Below are 19,632 nucleotides of genomic sequence, written 5' to 3'. Positions count from 1 at the left end.
TGCTCGGCCCCGTCTCGTCACTTCTCGCGAAGCGCGCGGCCGACGGCGACCAGCGCCACGACCACCAGGACCGCGCCGATGGCCGAGGTCGCCCTGAGCCCGTCGGTGAACGCCGTCCTGGCCGCGACCATGAGCGCCTCACCGGCCTCCGGCGGCAGCGAGGCGGCCACGTGGACGGCCTCCCCGAGCGTCTCCCTCGCCGCGCCGGGCGCACCCTCCAACTCGGAGCGGTAGATACCCGCGGCAATGCTCCCGAGCACCGCCACGCCCATCGCACCGCCCAGTTCGTAGGCGGTCTCGGAGATCGCGGCGGCGGCGCCGGCCCTGTCGGCCGGGGCGACGGCGATGATCGCGTCGTTCGTGACCGTCTGGACCAGTCCCGATCCGATGCCGATGATCGCGAACGCCGCGACCACGATGGCCGCGCCGGAGTCGACGCCGATGAATCCCAGCGAGGCGAAGCCCGCGATGACGAACGTCAGGCCCGCGACGATGATCCGCACCAGCCCGAACCGCTCCGACATGCGCACCGCGACGAGCCCGGCGACGACCGCGACGGCCATGCCCGGCAGCAGCAGCAGGCCGGCCCGCATGGGGGAGTAGCCCAGGACCAGCTGGAGGTACTGCGTCAGCAGGAACAGCGCCGAGATCAGCGCGAACACGATGGTGAAGTTCGTGGCGATCGAGGCGCTGAACCGGCGCAGCCGGAACAGGTCCACGTCGATCAGCGGGTGCTCCAGTCGCCGCTGGCGGCGGATGAACAGCCATCCGGCGAGCGCGCCGAAGCCGATCGAGCCCACTGCGGCCGCGGACACGCCGCTCTCGGCGATGCTCTTGACGCCGTACACGAACGGGAGGATCGCCAGGAACGACAGCGCCACCCCGCCCCAGTCGATCGGGCCCGGCCGGCCGTTGCGCGACTCGGGCAGCAGCAGCGGCGCGGCGATGAGCACCGCGATCGAGACCGGCGCGGCCATGAGGAACACCGAGCCCCACCAGAAGTGCTCCAGCAGCCAGCCGCCCAGGACCGGGCCGGCCGCCGATCCCGCGGAGAAGCCCGTTCCCCAGATCGCGATCGCGAACAGGCGCTGGCGGTCGTCGGTGAAGAGGTTCCGCATGAGCGCCAGCGTCGTCGGCATGAGGGTGGCGCCGGCGACGCCCAGGAGCGCCCGCGCGGCGATGAGCGCCTCGGCGTTCGGGGCGTAGGCGGCGGCCACGGAGGCGGCGGCGAACGCGGCCGAGCCGATGACGAGGAGCCTGCGCCGCCCGATGCGGTCGGCGATCGAGCCCATGGTGACGAGCAGCCCGGCCAGGACGAAGCCGTAGACGTCGACGATCCACAGCAGCTGCGCGCTCGTGGGTGCCAAGTCCTCGGAGAGGAACGGCACCGCGAAGCCGAGTACCGTCATGTCGATCGAGATGAGCAGCACCGGGAGCACGAGGACCGCCAGGGCCGCCCACTGGCGGCCGGTGAAACGGGCGCGGCGTGGCGCGGCAGGGCGCAGCGTCGTCGTCATGGGCGCCTCCGATCTCGGTGAAGCCCGCGAGTCGCGTACGAACCCGGCGGGAGCGTTACTGTACCGTCCAGACGGTATAGTAGCAATGGAGGAGCGCCATGACGCAACCGGAAATCACCACCCGTGATCGAATTCTCAACGCACTGCAACGCATCCTCGTGGACGAGGGAAGCTCCGGCGTGACCCTGGAGAAGGTCGCCGCTGAGGCGGGCGTCTCCAAGGGCGGCCTGCTCTACCACTTCAAGTCGAAGACCGACCTCTACGACGGCCTCGCCCGCCGGCACCGCATCGAAGAGGAGCGCCGCATCGTCGAGGCCAGGCGCACCGGAGTCGTCGAGGCGTTCGTGCGCGCCTCCGAGATAGATTCCGCCGAGTCCGCGGCCGGCCTGTGGGCCCTGTTCACCGCCCTGCGCGGCACCGAAGAGCTGTCCGAGACCGCCAAAGAGGACGTGCTGTTCATCTTCAACGGCTGGTCCGAGGCGATCCACGACCAGCTCGACGACCCGGTCACCGCCGAGATCGTCCGCCTCGTCGGCGACGGCCTGTTCCTCTCTGCCATCTCGGGCGCGCCCCTCCCCGGCAAAGAGGTCGTCGACCGCATCCTCGAGCGCCTCAAGGCCGCCGCCGGAGAGGGTTAGTGTTGTCGCCGTGCATGATTATCGAGTCCTGGAGACCGAGCGGATCCACCGCGGCTGGTGCTACGACCTGAACGTCCAGACCGTCGCGATGCCCGGCGGCGGCACCGCCAGCCGCGAATTCCTCGACCACTGCGGAGCCGTCGTCGCCGTCCCCATCGACGAGGTCGGCCGCGTCGGCCTCATCCGCCAGTACCGGGTTCCCGCAAAGGAAGCCATGTGGGAGTTCCCCGCGGGACTGCGCGACATCGAAGGGGAGGACCCGGCCGTGTGCGCCGCCCGCGAACTCGCCGAAGAGGTCGACCTGCGCGCCGAGCACTGGAGTGAACTCGGAGCTTTCTACACAACCCCCGGCATCTCGAACGAGATGATCCACTACTACCTCGCCTCCGGGCTCACCCCCGTCCCCGAGGCCGACCGCCACGAGCGCACCGACGAGGAGGCCCACATCGAACTCGTGTGGTGGGACCTCGACAAAGCACTCGCCGCCGTCACCGACGGCGAGATCCGCAACGGCGTGTGCGCGCTCGCCTTGAACCTCACCAGACTTCACCTCGAGGCTTCGAAGTAAAGGTTCCACTTGAAAACGGCGTCGGAGTCATAGCCGAACGGGCCAGCGCGCCGTTACGATCGTTGGCGAAGGCGCCGAAGCCCGACACGGTGAAACCCGCGGTTTCGGGTTCGGAGCGTCATAGACTGCCTGTATGAGCCGCAATCCGGCTGGTGCACCGGCTCAACGCTTGGAAGGAACCGTGCCGTGAAAGTCGCCGTCCCCCGCGAGATCAAGAACAACGAGTACCGCGTCGCCCTCACGCCCGCGGGCGTCCACGAACTGGTGGCCGCCGGCCACGACGTCGCCGTCGAGACCGGCGCCGGACTCGGATCGGCAATCGCCGACGACGACTACCGCGGCGCCGGGGCCCTCATCTGCCCCGACGCCGACACCACTTGGGGCGCAGGCGACCTCGTCCTCAAAGTGAAGGAACCTATTCAGGACGAGCACCACCGCATGCGGCCGGGCCAGACCCTGTTCACCTACCTCCACCTCGCCGCCGGCGCCGAATGCGCCGACGCGCTCCTCGAACGCCACATCACCGGCATCGCCTACGAGACCGTCCAGACCGCCGACGGACGCCTGCCGCTGCTCGCGCCCATGAGCGAGGTCGCCGGGCGCCTCGCCGTCCAGGCCGGCGCCTACCACCTCCAGCGCCCCGAGGGCGGCCGCGGCACCCTCATGGGCGGAGTCCCCGGGACACCGCCCGCCAAGGTCGTCGTCATCGGCGCCGGAGTCTCGGGCATGAACGCCGCCGCCATCGCCGTCGGCATGCGGGCCGACGTCGAACTGCTCGACCTCAACATCGACAAGCTCCACGCCGCCGACGACCTCTACCAGGGCCGCCTGCGCACCATCGTCTCCAACCGCTTCGAAGTCCGGCGCGCCTGCCGCGAAGCCGACCTCGTCATCGGCGCCGTCCTCGTCCCGGGAGCCAAGGCCCCCACCGTAGTCGACGACGAGGTCCTCGCCGACATGAAGGACGGAGCGGTCCTCGTCGACATCGCGATCGACCAGGGCGGCTGCTTCGCCCACTCGCGACCGACCACCCACTCGGACCCGACCTTCACCCACGAGGGCAAGGTCTTCTACTGCGTCGCCAACATGCCGGGCGCCGTTCCGAACACCTCCACGTACGCGCTCACCAACGCCACGCTCCCGTACGTCATGAAGCTCGCCAACCTCGGCTGGAAGGAGGCCCTCGCCTCCGACGCGGCGCTGGCCCGCGGCCTGAACACCTACGCCGGCAACGTCACCAACGAACCCGTGGCCATCACCCACCACCTCCCGCTCATGCCGGTGGACCAGGTCCTCGCCGAGCGCTGACTCCGCCTGCCGCCGAACCCGAATCGAATCCGCTCCGACAGCGGGCGATCTCACGCCGGGTGCCTCGGAGTCTCCCAAGCCGTCGACAGCCTCGATACACTGACGTACAGTCGCAATAACGAGCAATCGGTGAGACGCCCGGCACCCGGTGCCGTCCTTGCGCCCGGAGGGGTGAAGAAATGAGCAGTGTGGACAGCAATGACAAGTGGGAGGCCCTGCGCTCCGCGCAAGTGCCGCCCGCTGACTCCGACGGTGACCTCACCTCGGCCGACCCCGAGAGCTATACGGGCAAGCGCGACATCCCCCAGCCTCAGCCGCTGGAGCGCCACGGCCCCGCTCGGGTCATCGCCATGGCCAACCAGAAAGGCGGCGTCGGAAAGACGACGACGACGATCAACCTGGGCGCCGCGCTGGCCGAGTACGGCCGCAAGGTCCTCCTTGTGGACTTCGACCCCCAAGGGGCGCTGTCGGTCGGCTTCGGCACCAACCCGCACACGCTCGACCTCACCGTCTACAACCTCCTGATGCAAGAGGACGTCGACATCGACGACGTCATGATGAAGACGAACGTCGCGGGCCTGCGGCTCCTGCCCGCCAACATCGACCTGTCGGCGGCGGAGATCCAGCTGGTCAACGAGGTCGCCCGTGAGCAGACCCTCGCCAGGGTCCTGCGCCCGGTCATCCCCGACTTCGACTTCGTCCTCATCGACTGCCAGCCGTCCCTGGGGCTCCTGACGGTCAACGCGCTCACCGCCGCCCACTCCGTCCTCGTCCCGCTTGAATGCGAGTTCTTCTCGTTGCGTGGTGTGGCGCTGCTGCTCGACACCGTCGACAAGGTCCGCGAGCGGCTCAACTACGACCTCGAACTCGACGGCATCCTCGCCACCATGTACGACTCGCGCACCACCCATTCCCGGCAGGTGCTCCAGCGTGTCGCGGAGGCCTTCGGAGACAAGGTCTTCTCCACCGTCATCACCCGCACCGTGCGGTTCCCCGAGACCACCGTCGCCGGCGAGCCGATCACCACATGGGCCCCGGCCTCGTCGGGCGCCCGCGCCTACCGCCAGCTCGCCAGAGAACTCATCGCCGCCACCGAGAAGTGATGGGACGGACCGGACGACGGCGCACCGAACCGCCCGAAACCCGGAGTTCACACTTGGGTGCTCCGAGCGCCCGTCTAAGCTTGCGTGCGTGACCGACCAGCAGCGACCCGTCGCACCCGCGCCGCGGGACGCCGAGACGGAGGAGACCGAGACCGGTTTCCACGTCCGCCTCGACAATTTCGAGGGGCCGTTCGACCTGCTGCTGCAACTCATCGGCAAGCACAAGCTCGACGTCACCGAACTGGCCCTACACCAGATCGCCTCCGAGTTCATCGCCTACGTCACCGCGCTCGACGAGGCCTGGAACCTCGAAGAGACCAGCGAATTCCTCCTCGTGGCCGCCACCCTCCTCGACCTCAAGACCGCCCGGCTGCTGCCGAACACCGCCGTCGACGACGAGGAGGACCTCGCTCTGCTGGAAGCGCGCGACCTCCTGTTCGCCCGCCTCCTCCAGTACAAGGCCTACAAGGAGGCCGCCGGCCACCTCGCCGCTCTCGCCGAGACCGCCTCGGCCCGCGTGGCGCGGTCGACAGGACTCGAGGAGCGCTATCGCGGCCTGCTCCCCGAACTCGTCCTCGACCTCAGCCCGGAGCAGCTGGCCTCCTTGGCGGGCAAGGCGATGCGGCCCAAACCGGTGCCTCAGGTCGGCACCGACCACGTCCACCAGCAGCGCGTCTCGGTTCGCGAGCACGCCGTGATCCTGTCGCGCCGCCTCCAGCGCGTCCAGACCGCCACGTTCCGGGCACTGGTCTCCGACTGCGAGAACCACCTGGAGGTCGTCGCCCGATTCCTGGCGCTCCTGGAGCTCTACCGGGAGGCGCTGGTCGGCTTCGAGCAGATGCAGGCCCTCGGCGAGCTGACCGTGCGCTGGCTCGGCGGCAGCGTGACCGAGATCGAAGTCGACGAGTACGCGGGCACACCGCAGACGGGGGAGGAACCGGCAGATGAGTGAGCAGCCGGAGTCACTGGAGTCCGAGGTCGCCGAATGGCGCCCGCCGTGGCAGCGCGACGAGGGCGCGCCCGCCCGGCCCGACACCCCCGCGGACGAGCCGGCCGATGAACGGGACGAGTACGCCCAAGCCGTCACCGCCGTCCCCGCCCAGGTCCAGGCCGAACCGAAGCCCGAGCCCGCCCCGGCGCCCGTCCCCGACGACGTCGACCTCGGCGCCGTGCTGGAGGCGATCCTCATGATCGCCGAGGAGCCTCTTTCGGAGGAATTCCTGTCCTCGGTATTGGAGCGGCCACTTTCGAAGGTCCGCGAGACCCTCGGCCGATTGAGCGCGGAATACACTGGCGACGGACGCGGTTTCGACCTGCGTCGCCAAGCCGGCGGCTGGCGGTTCTACACACGGACCGACTACGCCCGCTATGTCGAGCGGTTCGTCACCGACGGCGCCTCCGCCCGTCTCACCAAGGCGGCCCTGGAGACGCTCGCCGTCGTCGCCTACCGGCAGCCGGTCACCAGGGGTCGCATCTCGGCGATCCGGGGGGTCAACTGCGACGGGGTCATCCGCACGCTGCTGGCGCGCGGAATGGTCGAGGAGTGCGGCTCCGACCCCGACTCGACGGCGACGCTGTACCGCACCACCACCCTGTTCTTGGAGAAACTAGGCCTGGACTCGGTCGACCAGCTGCCAGAGCTGGCCCCGTTCCTGCCGAACGACGTGACGGATATCGAGGATGATGAACAAAGCTGACGCAGAAGGCGTTCGCCTGCAGAAGGTGCTGTCCCAGGCCGGGATCGCCTCCCGCCGGGCGGCCGAAGACCTGATCGCCCGCGGCAAGGTGAAGGTCAACGGCGAGCCCGCGCGACTCGGTCAGCGCGTGGACCCCGCCGAGGACACGATCCACGTCTCGGGCAAGCGCGTGATCACCGACGTCGAAACCGTCTACTACGCGATCAACAAGCCTCGCGGGATCGTCTCGACGATGGACGACGAAGAGGGACGCCCGTCCCTGGCCGAGATCGCCAAGGGCATCGACCAGCGGGTCTTCCACGTCGGGCGGCTCGACACCGACTCAGAGGGTCTGCTGCTGCTCACCAACGACGGGGAGCTGGCCAACCGGATCATGCACCCCTCGCACGGCCTGCCGAAGGTCTACCGGGCGCAGGTCGCCGGGATCCTCGACAAGCCCACCTGGAAGCGCCTGCTCACCGGCGTCGAACTCGACGATGGGACGGCGAAGGCCGAGAAGCTCAAGATCATCGACGAGCACGCCGGGCAGTCGTTGATCGAGATCACGATCCACGAGGGGCGCAAGCATATTGTGAGGCGGCTCATGGACGAGGTCGGGCACCGGGTCTCGCGACTGGTCCGCACCGAGATCGGGCCCGTGAAGCTGCGCAACCTCAAACCCGGGACGATCCGCAGGCTCACCCCGGACGAGGTGGGGGAGCTCTACCGCGAGGCAGGGCTCTAGCCAGCTGTACCGACAGCATAGGCAAGGGCCGGTTAGGCTTTCGGCGTGTCAACCATTCTGAACGTCATCTGGTTCGTGCTCGCCGGTCTGTGGCTCGCCCTCGGATACTTCTTCACGGGGCTCCTGTTCTGCATCTTCATCGTCACGATCCCGTTCGGGATCGCGAACATGCGGCTGGCGGGGTACGTGCTGTGGCCGTTCGGGCGGACCGTCGTTCGCGATCCGTCGGCCGGGTGCCTCTCGCTGGTCGGCAACATCCTCTGGCTGATCCTGTTCGGCTGGGAACTGGCGCTGGCGCACCTGTTCACCGGTCTGATACTCGCGGTCACGATCATCGGAATCCCTCTGGCGGTGGCGAACTGGAAGATGATCCCGCTGGCGCTGTGGCCGCTCGGCGCCCGCGTCGTCGACAGGCCATGACCCCGCAGCCACGGTCGTCGATACCCCGCGACACGCGCCCAGAGCGGCATGCCACCCTGGTCGAAACCACACCTCCATCGCCGCATCCAGGCATGATGTAGGTTTGCGTGGTTTGCTGTAGTAGAACGGAGCGAGACAGTGCCTGAGCACACGAAGAGCGCACCGGTCGTCGCAATCGACGGCCCGTCCGGGGCGGGCAAATCCACCGTCTCCAAGACACTCGCGACCGCTATTGACGCCGCCTACCTCGACACCGGTGCGATGTACCGCGCCGCCACGCTCGCGGTGCTCAAAGCCGGCGTCGACCCCTCGCAGACCGCGCAGGTCACCAAGGCGGTCAAGGACGCCAAGCTCGAATTCGGGACCGCCCCCGAGGACCCGTACACCCGCCTCGACGGCGAGGACGCGAGCCTCGAGATCCGAACCGATGACGTGACGAAGGCGGTCTCGGCGGTGGCCGGAAACAAGGCCGTCCGCAAGCACCTCATCGCCGAGCAGCAGCGCATCATCTCCGAGGCGAAGAAGGGCATCGTCGTCGAGGGCCGCGACATCATCGAGGTCGTCGCACCCGAGGCCAACGTGAAGGTCTACCTCACCGCCGATCCCGAGGCCCGCGCGAAGCGCCGCGCGCTGGAGGTCGGGGCTGACGAGTCGGCCACTAAGGCTGACATCGCGCGCCGCGACGGGGCAGACTCGAAGACGACGAAACCGCTGGAAGCGCCGAAGGGCGCCACGGTCATCGACTCTACGGAGCTGCCGATCGTGGAGGTCGTCGCGAAGATCTTGGCTTTGCTCAACAACAGGGACATCAATGACTGACGAAGCGACCTGGGCCGAACTCGACACTCTCGAGAGAGCCCCGGTCCCGACGGTTGCCGTCGTAGGCCGCCCCAACGTGGGCAAGTCGACGCTGGTCAACCGCATACTCGGCCGCCGCGCGGCCGTGGTCCAAGACGAGCCGGGCGTCACGCGCGACCGGATCGCCTACGACGCCGAATGGGCCGGCCGGGACTTCAGCCTGGTCGACACCGGCGGGTGGGACCCCGACGCCGAGGGCATGGCCGCGGCGATCGCGGCGCAGGCCGAACTGGCGATCAAGACCGCGGACGTGGTGGTGTTCGTCGTCGACTCGCGCGTCGGCGCGACCGACGCCGATGAGGCCGCCGCGCGCATCCTGCACCGTGCGAAGAAGCAGGTGATCCTCGTCGCGAACAAGGTCGACTCCGAGCGCCAGTCGGCCGACGTGGCCGACCTGTGGCGCCTCGGCCTGGGCGAGCCGCACCCGATCTCGGCCCTGCACGGCAGGGGATCGGGCGACCTGCTCGACCAGATCGTGTGGGCCTTCCCCGAGCAGCCGACGGGAGCGCTCAAGGAGCGCGGCCCGAGGCGCGTGGCCCTGGTGGGACGCCCGAACGTGGGCAAGTCGAGCCTGTTGAACCGGATCGCCGGTGAAGACCGGGCTGTGGTCGACAACGTCGCCGGCACCACCGTCGACCCGGTCGACTCGATCGTGGAGATCGACGGCGAGGACTGGGTCCTGGTCGACACCGCCGGGCTGCGCAAGCGCGTCAAGTTCGCCTCGGGCACCGAGTACTACGCCTCGCTGCGCACCGAGCACGCGGTGGAGGCCGCCGAAGTGGCGGTGGTGCTCCTGGACGCCTCGGAACCGATCTCGGAGCAGGACCAGCGGGTCCTGACCCAGGTGGTCGAGTCGGGTCGCGCCCTGGTGCTGGCCTTCAATAAGTGGGACCTGGTGGACGACGACCGCCGCTACTTCCTGGAGAAGGAGATCGACCGGGAGCTCCTCCAGGTGTCGTGGGCACCCCGGGTGAACGTCTCGGCTCTGACCGGCCGCGCCGTCGGCAAGCTCGCGCCCGCGCTGCGCGAGGCCCTCGCGGGCTGGGGGCAGCGGATCTCCACCGGCGAGCTGAACCAGTGGATCAGCGCCCTCCAGGGGGCCCATCCGCACCCCGTCAGGGCGAACAAGGCCCCGAAGATCCTCTTCGCGACCCAGGCCGGCACCGAGCCGCCGCGTTTCGTCCTGTTCACCACGGCGAAGCTCGACAAGCAGTACCTGAAGTACATCCAGCGCCGCCTGCGCGAGGACTTCGGCTTCCCCGGTACGCCGATCGAACTGGCCGTCAAACCGCGCGAGCCCCGCAGGAAGGACAAGCGCAAATAGGCCCCGACCAGGCCCATCTCACACCAGGGACCTCGCCGCGGGCGGCCCTGAGGCGATAGGCTAAAGTTGTCTCCGCTGCCGACGAGGCAGTGAAACGGGCTGTGGCGCAGCTTGGTAGCGCACTTGACTGGGGGTCAAGGGGTCGCAGGTTCAAGTCCTGTCAGCCCGACAATAGAACGCTCGTTTGAACATCGGGCACTTAGCGAAGAGCCGTGACGTGAGTCGCGGCTCTTTCGCTGTCCGGCGGCCCGGCTGGTGGAGTGCTGGCCGAGGTAGGCCCGGAGCGGCGCGTACGCGGCAGTGTGTTCGGTACGGGTGATGGCCGGGCTATCTGGATCCGTGGCGTCAACATAGAGCTTGTCGAAGCACAGGTCGTTGAAGGCGCGGCGGTGGTCGTCCGGGAGCGACCGGTAGAGCGTCCGGGGATCGTTCAGAAGCTCAAGCAGACCCGCAATCCGCTGCTCGGCGGTAGCCAAGTCGGCGGTGTCGGCCTCGGCCAGCCGCTGGTCGATCTGGTCGCGTTCGAGCCGAATCTCCTGGATCTTCTTGGTCAGCTTTTCGGTGGGCCAGGCCGGGTCGCCGACCAGGTCGAGGTAGGCGTCTTCGCGGCGGTCGAGGCGGGTCAGTTCGGCCCGGAGCTGCCGCCGCAACTCCTTGGCAGTGGTTTGCTGGGCTTGGAGCATTTCGGCTAGGGCGGTGCGGATCTCGGTCTGCTCGGTCTCGGTGATGGCGATGGTGGAGTAGTGGTCGGCCACGGCCGCCTCGATCACCGCGAGTCGGAACCTGGGTAGGTCGCCTTGGCGGCCTTGGCGGTTGATGCACCGGTAGTAGAAGTGGTGGCGGCCGTCGCGTGAGCGGGCGGGTTCGAAGACCAGGCGCGAGCCGCAGCGGGCGCACCACAGCAGGCCCTTGAGGTAGTGCCTCCACACCGATTCACGCGTGCCGCGGGAGCGCCGGGCGAGGACCTCTTGGACTTGGGCGAAGAGCTCGGGTTCAACGAGGGGTTGGTGGCGACCGGGGTGTTCTTGGCCTTTCCAGATGACGTAGCCGAGGTAGGTGCGGTCGCGCAGGATCTTCTCTAGCTGGCTCGGTGAGACTTCGGTTCCGGCCGGGTGGGCGCGGGTGGGGCGGTTTCGCAGCCCGGCGGCCGTCAGCGCGTCGCGCAGGTCGCGGAGGGAGTATTTGCCGGTGGCGACCAGTTCGAAGGCTGTGTGGATGAACGGGGCCCGTTCGGGGTCGGTCGCGATGGTGGCGACCGTGCGTCCGTCGATCTCCTCATGCGTGTTTCGGTAGCCGAGTTTGGCGCGGCCGGGGGTGCCACCGCGCGCGGCTTTGCCCGCCATCTTCCGGCGGATGTCGTTGCCTTGGGCACGGGACTGGTAGGCGTTGATGCTGTCCAGGACCGAGGCGACCAGCTGGCCTTCGGCGGTCTCGTCGGTGTAGTCGTGCGCCGAGATCAGCCGCACCCCGTGATCCTTCAGTTCGCGGCCGGTGATGGCGGCGTCCCACTCGTCGCGGAAGGCGCGGGAGCGGCGGTAGATGATGACCGCCGCGATGTCGCCGACCTCGTTCACGCGCTTGAGCAGTCTTTGGAAGACCGGCCGATCCGGAGCGATTCCGTTTGATTCCTTCAGGAGCGAAGTGATGCCGACGCAGGAGGATCGCCATATCTTTGGGCGCATCGTCCGCTCGCTCCGTGAGCGCGCCGGACGCGAGCGCCCCGAGTTCGCCCAGGCTTGCCACACCTCAGAGCCTCATCTGCGGAACATCGAGAACGGCCACAAGTCACCGGGGCCTGCGCTCATGCGTGACCTCGAGCAACAGCTTGGGACGCATGGGCTTCTAGCTGACCTTGCGACCTGTGGAGAGAGCGGCGTGCGCCGAAGAATCGTCCTGCAATCCCTCGCGCTGATGGGCGCACTCATCCCTGACTCCGACACCGCCGGAGGCCGGGTGGGTACGCCGCAGCTCGAGATCGTCCAGTCCATGACCGCGACACTCCGCTCGCTCGACAGCCATCACGGCGGTACCCACGCGACGCACTCGATCGTTGCCTACCTCCAGCAGGTTGCCATGCCGATGCTCGCCGGACCGATCGCGCCGACGATCCGCAACCAGCTCGTGTCCTCGGTCGCGGAGCTGGCGCTGCTCGCCGGCTGGTCGGCGTTCGACGCCGGAGTCCAGGGCTCGGCGAGGGTGTATTTCGCCCAGGCGCTCGAGCTAGCGGAGGAGGCCGACGATGCGTCGTTGGCGTGCGAGACCATCATTGCCACCTCGAACCAAGCCGCGATCGTGGGCGACGGGGACGAAGCTGCGAATGCCGGGCAGGCCGCCCTCGACGCCGCCGAGACCATCGGGGACCCGGCCCTCGTCGGTGAGGCGCGCATGGCGCTCGCCCACGGGCACGCCCTGCTCGGCGACAGCCCCGAGGTCGCGCGGCTCATCACCAGGTCGCAGCGGGACATGGACCGGGCTGACCGGCCCGGCGGCCCCGAGTGGATCTCCCACGTCGGCGGCGCATGGCTCGACGGTCGTATAGCCCAATGCCTCCACCTCGTCGACGACCGGGCAGCCGCGGTCGAGGCCGCCGAGCGGACCGCGACCACTGCCCGGCCGCTCCCGCGCGGACAGGTGCTCAACTTCGGCCACACCGCGCTCGTCCATTTCGCGGCCGACGAGCCCGAACTCGGCAGCAGCTACGCCCAGCAGGCCCTGGACGCTGCGGCGACGGTACAGTCAGCCAGGGTCGAGGACTACCTGCGCCGCCTCGAGGTCGCCGCCGCCCGATACGACTCGGTACCGGAAGCGGCCGAGCTCCAAACGGCGCTTGCATCGAGATAGGAGCACCCTTGCGGATCGGCATCACCGGACACATGAACCTCACCGCCGCGACGGTCGACCTGGTCGCGGCGGCGCTGAAGCACGAGCTGTCCCGGTACGACCCGGCCGAGCTGGTCGGCGTCTCCTGCCTTGCCGAGGGCGCCGACGCGATCTTCGCCCAGACCGTCCTCGATGCTGGAGGCCGCCTCGAAGCGCTGCTGCCTGCACCCGACTACCGCGACACCCGCGTCTCCCAGGCCCACCTGCCGGTGTTCGACACGCTGGTGGCACAGGCGCATACGACCAGGTACGTCGCCGAAGCATCCTCGATGCAGGCATACGACCAGGCCAATGCCGCGATGCTCGACAGCGTCGACCGCATGCTCGCGGTCTGGGACGGTCAGCCCTCGCCATCCTGGAAGACCGGGGGCACGGCCGACGCGGTCACCGCCGCACGAAGCCGAGGCGTACCCATAACGGTCATCTGGCCCGAAGGTGCCGAGCGGGGCTGAGACAACGAGCTGTCGACGATCCGACAGGCCCCTACCGCCCAGGAACGATCCCTCATAGTCTCCGGAGCATCCCTACCCGAGGAGCACCGTGTCATCCGTCGAAGAGGTCCACGCCGCCGCAACGGGTGCCGAACAGCCACTTGACGAGGCCCATCGGCTACATGGAGGTAGGGAGCGATCGTTCACGAGCTTGTCGATACTCCTATCGATGAATAGTGTCGACCTTGACTCGACATAGGATCGGGACCTGTCGGAGCAAGCGTGACGCGTTCAGCGGCCGTCAGGGGAATTACACGCCAGACTCGCTCACATATCGATCGTTGATGTGAGGATCGGTTGCATGTGCTCAGGGCGGTAGCCTGAGTCGAGGGAGATCGAGAGGGAGGACCATGGGCGAGTTCACCGATCGGACGGGCGGACTGGGTCCCGCTGAAGCGTTCCTGTGGTCTGCTCCCACTGGCCCCCTCCCGGCGCCGCCGGTCGACACTAAGGGCCAGGTGTTGCCCATCGGTGATCTTGCCTGGTCCGACGCCGAACGCCTGTTTCTCCGACTGCTTCACACGATCCGTCCGGTCCAATATGCCAAGCTCTTTGGCACGCCCGGCCAAGCGCAAGCCGGGATTGACGCCTACGCGCGACTACCGCTCGACCTGACCCGTGGCGAGTCTGAAGGCCGCGACTACATCACCCTGCAATCCCGACGAATCATGAATCTGACCGCAGCCAAGATCAAGAAAGCGGTCGACGACCTGCTAAAAGGCGAGTGGGCCGACAAGACGGCAGCGTTCTACTTCGCCACCTCATTTGACTTGCAGGACACCAAGCTTGACGCCGCGATCCGGGAGCAAACCGAGCGGCTAGAGAGACTCCAGATCACCTTCGTACCGTGGGGTGTACAGGAGGTCTCTAGCCTGCTAAAAGACCATCCACGCATCGTCGACGACTTCTTCGGCCGACCATGGGTCGAGCGCTTCTGCGGCCCAGAGGCTGCCCGTGCACTGTCGGATAACCTGCCACACCAAGACAGCAGAGAACTGCGTGCGGGGCTACGCGACCTCTATGGTGCAGTTTTCTCTGCCCAAGGCGGGGTTCACCCGGTTGAAAACCCAGGCTCAGGCGCCCCGTTCATCATCCTCGATGTCGACCCCAACTGCCAGAGGGTTGACCATGTCGACACCGAAGAACCCGAGCCGGTCGTCGAAGAGCCACATCCCACTGAGGGCACGCTCGACGCCGACAACTCGGCCGCTTCGTGGTTGGGTAGCATCCGGCAGTCCTTGAGATCCGCTGGTCACCTTCTCAAGCGCAAGAGCTTGGCCGCGCCAGTTACCGCAGGAACTATCGCAGCGGATGAATGGTTGGCTAGCGGCAAGTATCGACTGCTCATCGGGCGACCGGGAGCAGGGAAGTCCAGCCTCCTGAGGTTCATCGCAACGGACTTGCTCTCGACCCAACCGCAGTCGATCGAGCTACAGCGGGAACACGCCGACAACCTGCCGATCTGGCTACCGTTCGGGTTTCTCTGCCGTCACCTCGAGGAGTCGACCGAGAAGTCGCTCATCTCCGCAGCCGAAGCCTGGCTGAGCGCGCAGAGTACCGCACATCTTTGGCCATTGGTTGAGCGCGCACTGCGGGACGACCGCCTGCTGCTCCTCGTCGATGGCGTAGACGAGTGGAGCAGTGTCCGTGGCGCCGAGCGAGCATTGGCGGCCCTTGAGGGTTTCCTTGGCCATTCTCAGGCGTCAGCAATCCTCTCTACGCGTCCGTACGCGGTCGGTCGGCTGAACTGGAGTCTCCGTTGGGAGCAAGCTGAACTGACACCATTGACCGATCGGCAGCGACGGGCAATCACGGCCGAAATCCTACGGCCAGCCACACCTCCAGAAGCCGAAACAGGCGTCATGCCGCCATGGAGTGCCAGCGTCGAGTCCTTCCTCGACCAGGTTGAGGCCACTCGGGAGCTCTCCGAACTCTCCAGAATCCCTCTGTTTCTGACACTGTTGGCCACCAAATGGCAGGGTGAGCCTCTGCCGCGGCAACGGTTCAAGATATACACCCGGCTTGTCGAACTGTTGGTCGAAAAGCATCCGCAGATGCGACAACGTGCCTCGTATGCGAAAGAACCTGTGCTAGACGCCTCCAACGCCGCCATTCTGTTCGCCGCTGTCGCCTACAGGCTCCGCGTCGGGGATCCCTCCGGCACCGTCACCAAAGCGAGAATGCGCAAGCTCATAGTCGAGTCGATGATCGACGACGAAGTCCTCGGCTATCCGGAGGCCGAGGCCCGCAGTATCGCCGATGACGTCCTCGCAATGGCCTCCGACGAGTTTGGACTGATCGTGTCCCACGGCGCCGGAACGTTTGGGTTCCTGCACCGCGTGGTGCTCGACCACCTGGCTGGCCAGTACCTCGCCACACAGCCCACGAGTCGGCAGGTCGAAGCAATACAGGAACTCGTGCATGATCCGACCTGGCGCGACGTGATCTTGGCGCTGCTGAGCGCGCAAGTCAATCCCCACGACACCGAACGGTTGCTCTCCGAGGCGCTCGACGAGAGTGGCCAGGAATGGGCCGATATCGATGGCTTCGAGCTGCTCGCCGAATCGCTCGCCGCAGGCGTTAGGCTCATGCCGAAGTCGCAGGCCAGTTACGTCGGTCGGCTTGTCAACCGGGTCGAGCGCCATCCGTCGCTACGTCATCGAGCGAACCTTCTAACGGCGCTGACCGCCACGCTCGCTAATCAGATGGTGCGCGGCGAACTCCTGCCGGTCATGAAACGTTGGCTCACGGCACCTCGCCCCAACCCGGCACCATCCATGTGGGCGCTGCGTGATCTCGCCATCCCCGATAATGTCGCGGCCGAGCGGCTGTTTTGGGGCCTGCGACATCCCGAAGACGAGGTGAAGATCAACGCGGCGGTAGCCATCGGCCGCCGATTCGGCGGTCAATCTCAGATGATGGACCGACTCGTAGCGTTGACCGAAAGCGGGCCATCCTCGGGAACTCAGGCCGCTGCGATCCTCGCCCTCGGCGAGGGTTGGTCTGATGCCTCTGAAACTGCGCGACTGATCGACTGGGCGCGCCGCCAGCCTTCGAAGACGCTTCGGCTAGCGAGCCTTCATGTGCTGCAGACGAGCAGTGCACCGGGGAACGCGGGGTCGTACCGGCAGGAAGAACGCGAATGGCTCTTGACGCTGCTGCACCGAGAGGATATTGGGACTGGGGCATGGCCTGTCGCCGCGCTTGTCAACCTCGCTGCCGCGGGCGATGCAGCGGTTGCGGACTTTGCCCTTGAGACCTTGGAGACGAACGGACAGGACGGCGGTGATCGCGCTCTCGCATGGTATCTGGCCTGCAACGCCTTTGAGGCAGACGGCCGTTTCAAGTCGTGGACCGCCGCAAAACTCGCGAACCCGGAGGATCGTGGTCTTATTCTGTACGACATCGGATTGATTCCCCAGCGGTGGCGGGATGATCCGGCGTTCGCCGAGGCACTCCGCCTGACCATCGAGGCTGGACTCGGAGGGCTTTCAGTCTCTGGGGCAGCCGACCTCGCCATTGCACTGCCCTCCGGCGACGCAAAGGCTGTCCTGCTGGACAGTCTGGACAAGCCACGCCCCTACGCGGCTGCCCGCCGTCTCGTCGAGCACTACCTCGATGATGCACAGGTTCGCGCCGCGCTTGCCGACCGGCTTCATGGAGACTTCGCGACTGCCGCGCCGATGGCGGGCGTCGCCATCGACGTCCTGGGCCCGCAGGAGGGCTTCGCCGTACTGGTGTCGTTGCTGCGCCACATCGATGAGAACGACTCGCGTGAAGGCCGTGTCGTTGTGGCCGAATCCGCAGCTGTTGCCTGGAAGCGATTCCTGGGCATCGCAGCCGAACAAGGTCCCCCATCCGTCGCCGCGCAGGAAGTGCTTGCCAGCTATGACGCATCGGAGCTGGCGGTCTTGTGCACGAGCGTCGATCCTTCCTTCTTGATGTGGCACGTTCCGGCCGTTATCAGCGCATGGCCCGAGCAGCCAGCGGTCCAGGAGTTCGCCGGCAAGACCCTCAGCGACACCAGGCCCATCAGTTCAGGGATTCCCGACACCATCCCGTCCGCCATCCTCAGGACATACTGCGGCAGGACCGATCCGTCTTCGCAGCGCATCCTCGATCAGACCCTCGATCTGCTTGCACATCTCGAACCAGAACTGCGCGAGGTCTTGACGTTCGAACTTGCACGCAGCTCGCTGACCGCAGCTGACCTGGTCGATCTGCTCGCGGATTGGAAGAACGAACCTGACCCAGAGGTTCGCCGCACCGCCCTCGTCGGGCTTGTCCAAGCGATCAAGAGCGATCAACAGGCCCACAACAACCTCACTGGCCCAGACACCTTCACACCCCAGATGGAATGGCTACACCATGAGATCAAGGACCAGCTGTGCGCCTATGGTCCTGAACTCGAAGAACGCCGACGACTGGCATGGATCGGCATGCTCATCCTCGGAGACCTCACCCTGATTGACGGTATCAAGGAAACCATTGGCGCCCCAGATGCACCCGGGGTCCAGCTCGACGCAGAAGATTATGGTCCTGTTGACCGGATCCTCGTAGAACTCATCGCCGAGAACTGGGCCCGACTGTCAGAACACTTCAGCGAACAGGTTTTCGATAGGCTGAATGGGAAGCTTGGTAACCGAAACCAAACAGCCAATGATAAGCGACGCAACGTCATGTCAGCGCTTGCAATAGTCGCGTCCCGCTACCCAGACATCGCCGATATGATTCGCCGTGAGGCCGACAACGATGATTCGCTCCGCAAAGATCGCCGCTTTCTCTTGTGGGCCAAACACGAGAACAACGGAAGCGAAGAAGTCCTTCGCGCGCTCGCATCAAGACTTGGCATCATGGGGCACCACTGGTCGAACCAAGCCCTCGACTCGATCCTGGATCGCGACAGCTGGAACGTGCCCGACGACCTGTTCAAGGCCATCCTCACAGAGGGCAACAGGTCCATAGGACTGAGGGGGCACTATTACGCAGACGAGCAACTAGCCGCCTATACCCAGTTGTTTCCAACCGATCCCGTGTCCGTCGTGGCTATCCAACAGCTGGAAGAATGGTTCCAAACAGATCCTTCTAACCGCGAGCATCGCGGTTGGGGAGACACACTGGCCATCGCTCTTGGTGCCGCTGGACCGGACGACCTGCCCGCCATTGCGACTCGCGCTGACGCTCGAATCCGTATGGGCCTCTCCGACTTGTATCTGCCCATGTTCACCAGACCGCTAACGCGACGACTGAGAGTGGACCTGGACGCCGTTGAAGCGTTCAAAGCTGCCCTCAGCGATCCAATGGGCATCCGTGAGGGGAGTCCCATATTCGCGAGCCCTTGGGACCCGGTGGCACAGGCAAACCCGGAATCGCGACTGTTGCAACGCATGTACCTATTCGCCGTGGCGCTGCGGCACGTCGGCGCGCTACCTCAAGCCGAGTCGGCACAGGTCACCCGCATCCTTGAATCGGCATCACCGGATACGGTCGTATACAACCCGTTCACCAACCATGAGGGTCCACTACGTCTTGCTGCACTCGACCTTCGGAGCACGTCTCTCTAGTGGTGATCATGATTGAGCACGGGATCGGGGTCATGGCTCACCACTGCACCCTCAAAGAGGTTGATCCTCGTTACTTCGAAGACTGACTGTGAGCGCTATTCGTTGTTGGGGTGCGGGTTTGCGCCTGCATTACGAGCCGCGCGGACCAACCGCTTGACGCTGCGGATGCTGATGCCGTAGTCGGCGGCGAGGTCTTTTTGCTTGGCGCCGGAGGCGAAGGCGGCGACCAGCGCGGCTCGCTGGTCGAGCGAGAGGCGTCGATGGAGGGGGCGGGGAATCCGCCCGGAGGCGTCCTCGGCGGTGTATCCGTCAGTTGAGCTGGAGTTCGAGGAGGGGCCCGAAATGCCGTTCTTGCCGGAGTCGGGGCCTGAGAGCTGTTCCAGCAGGCCGTATACCTGCGGTGGTGTGTTCAAAGTAGCGATGGTTAGCTCGACGTTTTCGCAGGTCAGAGGCTCAGCCTCTGACCTGTTTTTCTTTTCCAGAGCATTTTGTCGGTTTCAAGCTATTAAGGCGGAACTGCAAAGTTGGGCATTCGAGTAA

At 66.5% G+C, this 19,632-nt stretch carries 16 protein-coding genes and 1 tRNA gene; 14 read left to right on the top strand and 3 right to left on the bottom strand.

The window, feature by feature from the left end:
* Positions 1–17: 17 nt before the first annotated feature.
* Complete coding sequence (locus L0U85_RS02600) at positions 18–1,517, bottom strand: MFS transporter (RefSeq protein WP_241376107.1); 1,500 nt, start codon at positions 1,515–1,517, stop codon at positions 18–20.
* Positions 1,518–1,615: 98 nt separating this feature from the next.
* Between L0U85_RS02600 and L0U85_RS02595 the strand changes: the two genes are divergently transcribed.
* The 11 genes from L0U85_RS02595 to L0U85_RS02545 all read left to right on the top strand — a co-directional run bounded on the left by L0U85_RS02595 (position 1,616) and on the right by L0U85_RS02545 (position 10,326).
* Positions 1,616–2,155: a TetR/AcrR family transcriptional regulator gene (locus L0U85_RS02595; protein ID WP_241376106.1), complete on the top strand. Its 540-nt coding sequence runs from the start codon at positions 1,616–1,618 to the stop codon at positions 2,153–2,155.
* A 10-nt stretch (positions 2,156–2,165) separates the two neighbouring features.
* Positions 2,166–2,723 (top strand): NUDIX hydrolase, encoded by a 558-nt coding sequence (locus L0U85_RS02590; protein ID WP_241376105.1) that lies wholly within the window; start codon positions 2,166–2,168, stop codon positions 2,721–2,723.
* 186 nt (positions 2,724–2,909) lie between these two features.
* The gene (gene ald / locus L0U85_RS02585; protein WP_241376104.1) at positions 2,910–4,031 is read left to right on the top strand and encodes an alanine dehydrogenase; all 1,122 of its coding nucleotides are present in this window, start codon (positions 2,910–2,912) and stop codon (positions 4,029–4,031) included.
* Between the two features lie 179 nt (positions 4,032–4,210).
* Positions 4,211–5,134 (top strand): ParA family protein, encoded by a 924-nt coding sequence (locus L0U85_RS02580; RefSeq protein WP_347177334.1) that lies wholly within the window; start codon positions 4,211–4,213, stop codon positions 5,132–5,134.
* An 88-nt stretch (positions 5,135–5,222) separates the two neighbouring features.
* Positions 5,223–6,086, top strand: coding sequence for a ScpA family protein (locus L0U85_RS02575; protein WP_241376103.1), 864 nt, complete (start codon positions 5,223–5,225; stop codon positions 6,084–6,086).
* Positions 6,079–6,831 carry an SMC-Scp complex subunit ScpB gene (scpB, locus tag L0U85_RS02570; RefSeq protein WP_241376101.1) on the top strand — a complete coding sequence of 251 codons (753 nt, stop codon included), beginning with the start codon at positions 6,079–6,081 and terminating at the stop codon, positions 6,829–6,831. The genes L0U85_RS02575 and scpB overlap by 8 nt, the downstream gene beginning before the upstream one ends.
* Positions 6,815–7,555: a pseudouridine synthase gene (locus L0U85_RS02565; protein ID WP_241376100.1), complete on the top strand. Its 741-nt coding sequence runs from the start codon at positions 6,815–6,817 to the stop codon at positions 7,553–7,555. The genes scpB and L0U85_RS02565 overlap by 17 nt, the downstream gene beginning before the upstream one ends.
* 45 nt (positions 7,556–7,600) lie before the next feature.
* Positions 7,601–7,975 carry a YccF domain-containing protein gene (locus L0U85_RS02560; protein ID WP_241376098.1) on the top strand — a complete coding sequence of 125 codons (375 nt, stop codon included), beginning with the start codon at positions 7,601–7,603 and terminating at the stop codon, positions 7,973–7,975.
* A gap of 138 nt (positions 7,976–8,113) precedes the next feature.
* Positions 8,114–8,794 carry a (d)CMP kinase gene (cmk, locus tag L0U85_RS02555; protein ID WP_241376097.1) on the top strand — a complete coding sequence of 227 codons (681 nt, stop codon included), beginning with the start codon at positions 8,114–8,116 and terminating at the stop codon, positions 8,792–8,794.
* Positions 8,787–10,157: a ribosome biogenesis GTPase Der gene (gene der, locus L0U85_RS02550; RefSeq protein WP_241376095.1), complete on the top strand. Its 1,371-nt coding sequence runs from the start codon at positions 8,787–8,789 to the stop codon at positions 10,155–10,157. The genes cmk and der overlap by 8 nt, the downstream gene beginning before the upstream one ends.
* 95 nt (positions 10,158–10,252) lie before the next feature.
* Positions 10,253–10,326, top strand: a tRNA-Pro gene (locus L0U85_RS02545).
* Here the strand turns inward: L0U85_RS02545 and L0U85_RS02540 are convergent.
* The gene (locus L0U85_RS02540) at positions 10,292–11,839 is read right to left on the bottom strand and encodes a recombinase family protein (protein ID WP_241376093.1); all 1,548 of its coding nucleotides are present in this window, start codon (positions 11,837–11,839) and stop codon (positions 10,292–10,294) included. The genes L0U85_RS02545 and L0U85_RS02540 overlap by 35 nt on opposite strands.
* Before the next feature lie 193 nt (positions 11,840–12,032).
* Between L0U85_RS02540 and L0U85_RS02535 the strand changes: the two genes are divergently transcribed.
* From L0U85_RS02535 to L0U85_RS02525, 3 genes are all read left to right on the top strand, one after another.
* Positions 12,033–12,998 (top strand): hypothetical protein, encoded by a 966-nt coding sequence (locus L0U85_RS02535; protein WP_241376092.1) that lies wholly within the window; start codon positions 12,033–12,035, stop codon positions 12,996–12,998.
* 8 nt (positions 12,999–13,006) lie between these two features.
* Positions 13,007–13,489, top strand: coding sequence for a hypothetical protein (locus L0U85_RS02530; protein ID WP_241376091.1), 483 nt, complete (start codon positions 13,007–13,009; stop codon positions 13,487–13,489).
* 497 nt (positions 13,490–13,986) lie between these two features.
* Positions 13,987–19,092 carry an NACHT domain-containing protein gene (locus L0U85_RS02525; RefSeq protein WP_241376090.1) on the top strand — a complete coding sequence of 1,702 codons (5,106 nt, stop codon included), beginning with the start codon at positions 13,987–13,989 and terminating at the stop codon, positions 19,090–19,092.
* A 95-nt stretch (positions 19,093–19,187) separates the two neighbouring features.
* Here the strand turns inward: L0U85_RS02525 and L0U85_RS02520 are convergent, their stop codons facing one another.
* Entirely contained in the window at positions 19,188–19,505 is a 318-nt protein-coding gene (locus L0U85_RS02520) for a helix-turn-helix domain-containing protein (protein WP_241376089.1), read from the bottom strand.
* Positions 19,506–19,632 lie beyond the last annotated feature (127 nt).

Source organism: Glycomyces sp. L485 (assembly GCF_022548875.1).
Classification (GTDB): domain Bacteria; phylum Actinomycetota; class Actinomycetes; order Mycobacteriales; family Micromonosporaceae; genus Glycomyces.
The sequence above is the reverse complement of the archived record's forward strand: the minus strand, read 5'-3'. Positions and strand labels throughout refer to the sequence as shown.

Excerpts from the sequence above, each read along its gene's own strand:
- L0U85_RS02600 (WP_241376107.1), bottom strand. The coding sequence starts at position 1,517 with ATGACGACGACGCTGCGCCCTGCCGCGCCACGCCGCGCCCGTTTCACC.
- L0U85_RS02595 (WP_241376106.1), top strand. The coding sequence starts at position 1,616 with ATGACGCAACCGGAAATCACCACCCGTGATCGAATTCTCAACGCACTG.
- L0U85_RS02580 (WP_347177334.1), top strand. The coding sequence starts at position 4,211 with ATGAGCAGTGTGGACAGCAATGACAAGTGGGAGGCCCTGCGCTCCGCG.
- scpB (WP_241376101.1), top strand. The coding sequence starts at position 6,079 with ATGAGTGAGCAGCCGGAGTCACTGGAGTCCGAGGTCGCCGAATGGCGC.
- L0U85_RS02565 (WP_241376100.1), top strand. The coding sequence starts at position 6,815 with ATGATGAACAAAGCTGACGCAGAAGGCGTTCGCCTGCAGAAGGTGCTG.
- der (WP_241376095.1), top strand. The coding sequence starts at position 8,787 with ATGACTGACGAAGCGACCTGGGCCGAACTCGACACTCTCGAGAGAGCC.
- L0U85_RS02540 (WP_241376093.1), bottom strand. The coding sequence starts at position 11,839 with ATGCGCCCAAAGATATGGCGATCCTCCTGCGTCGGCATCACTTCGCTC.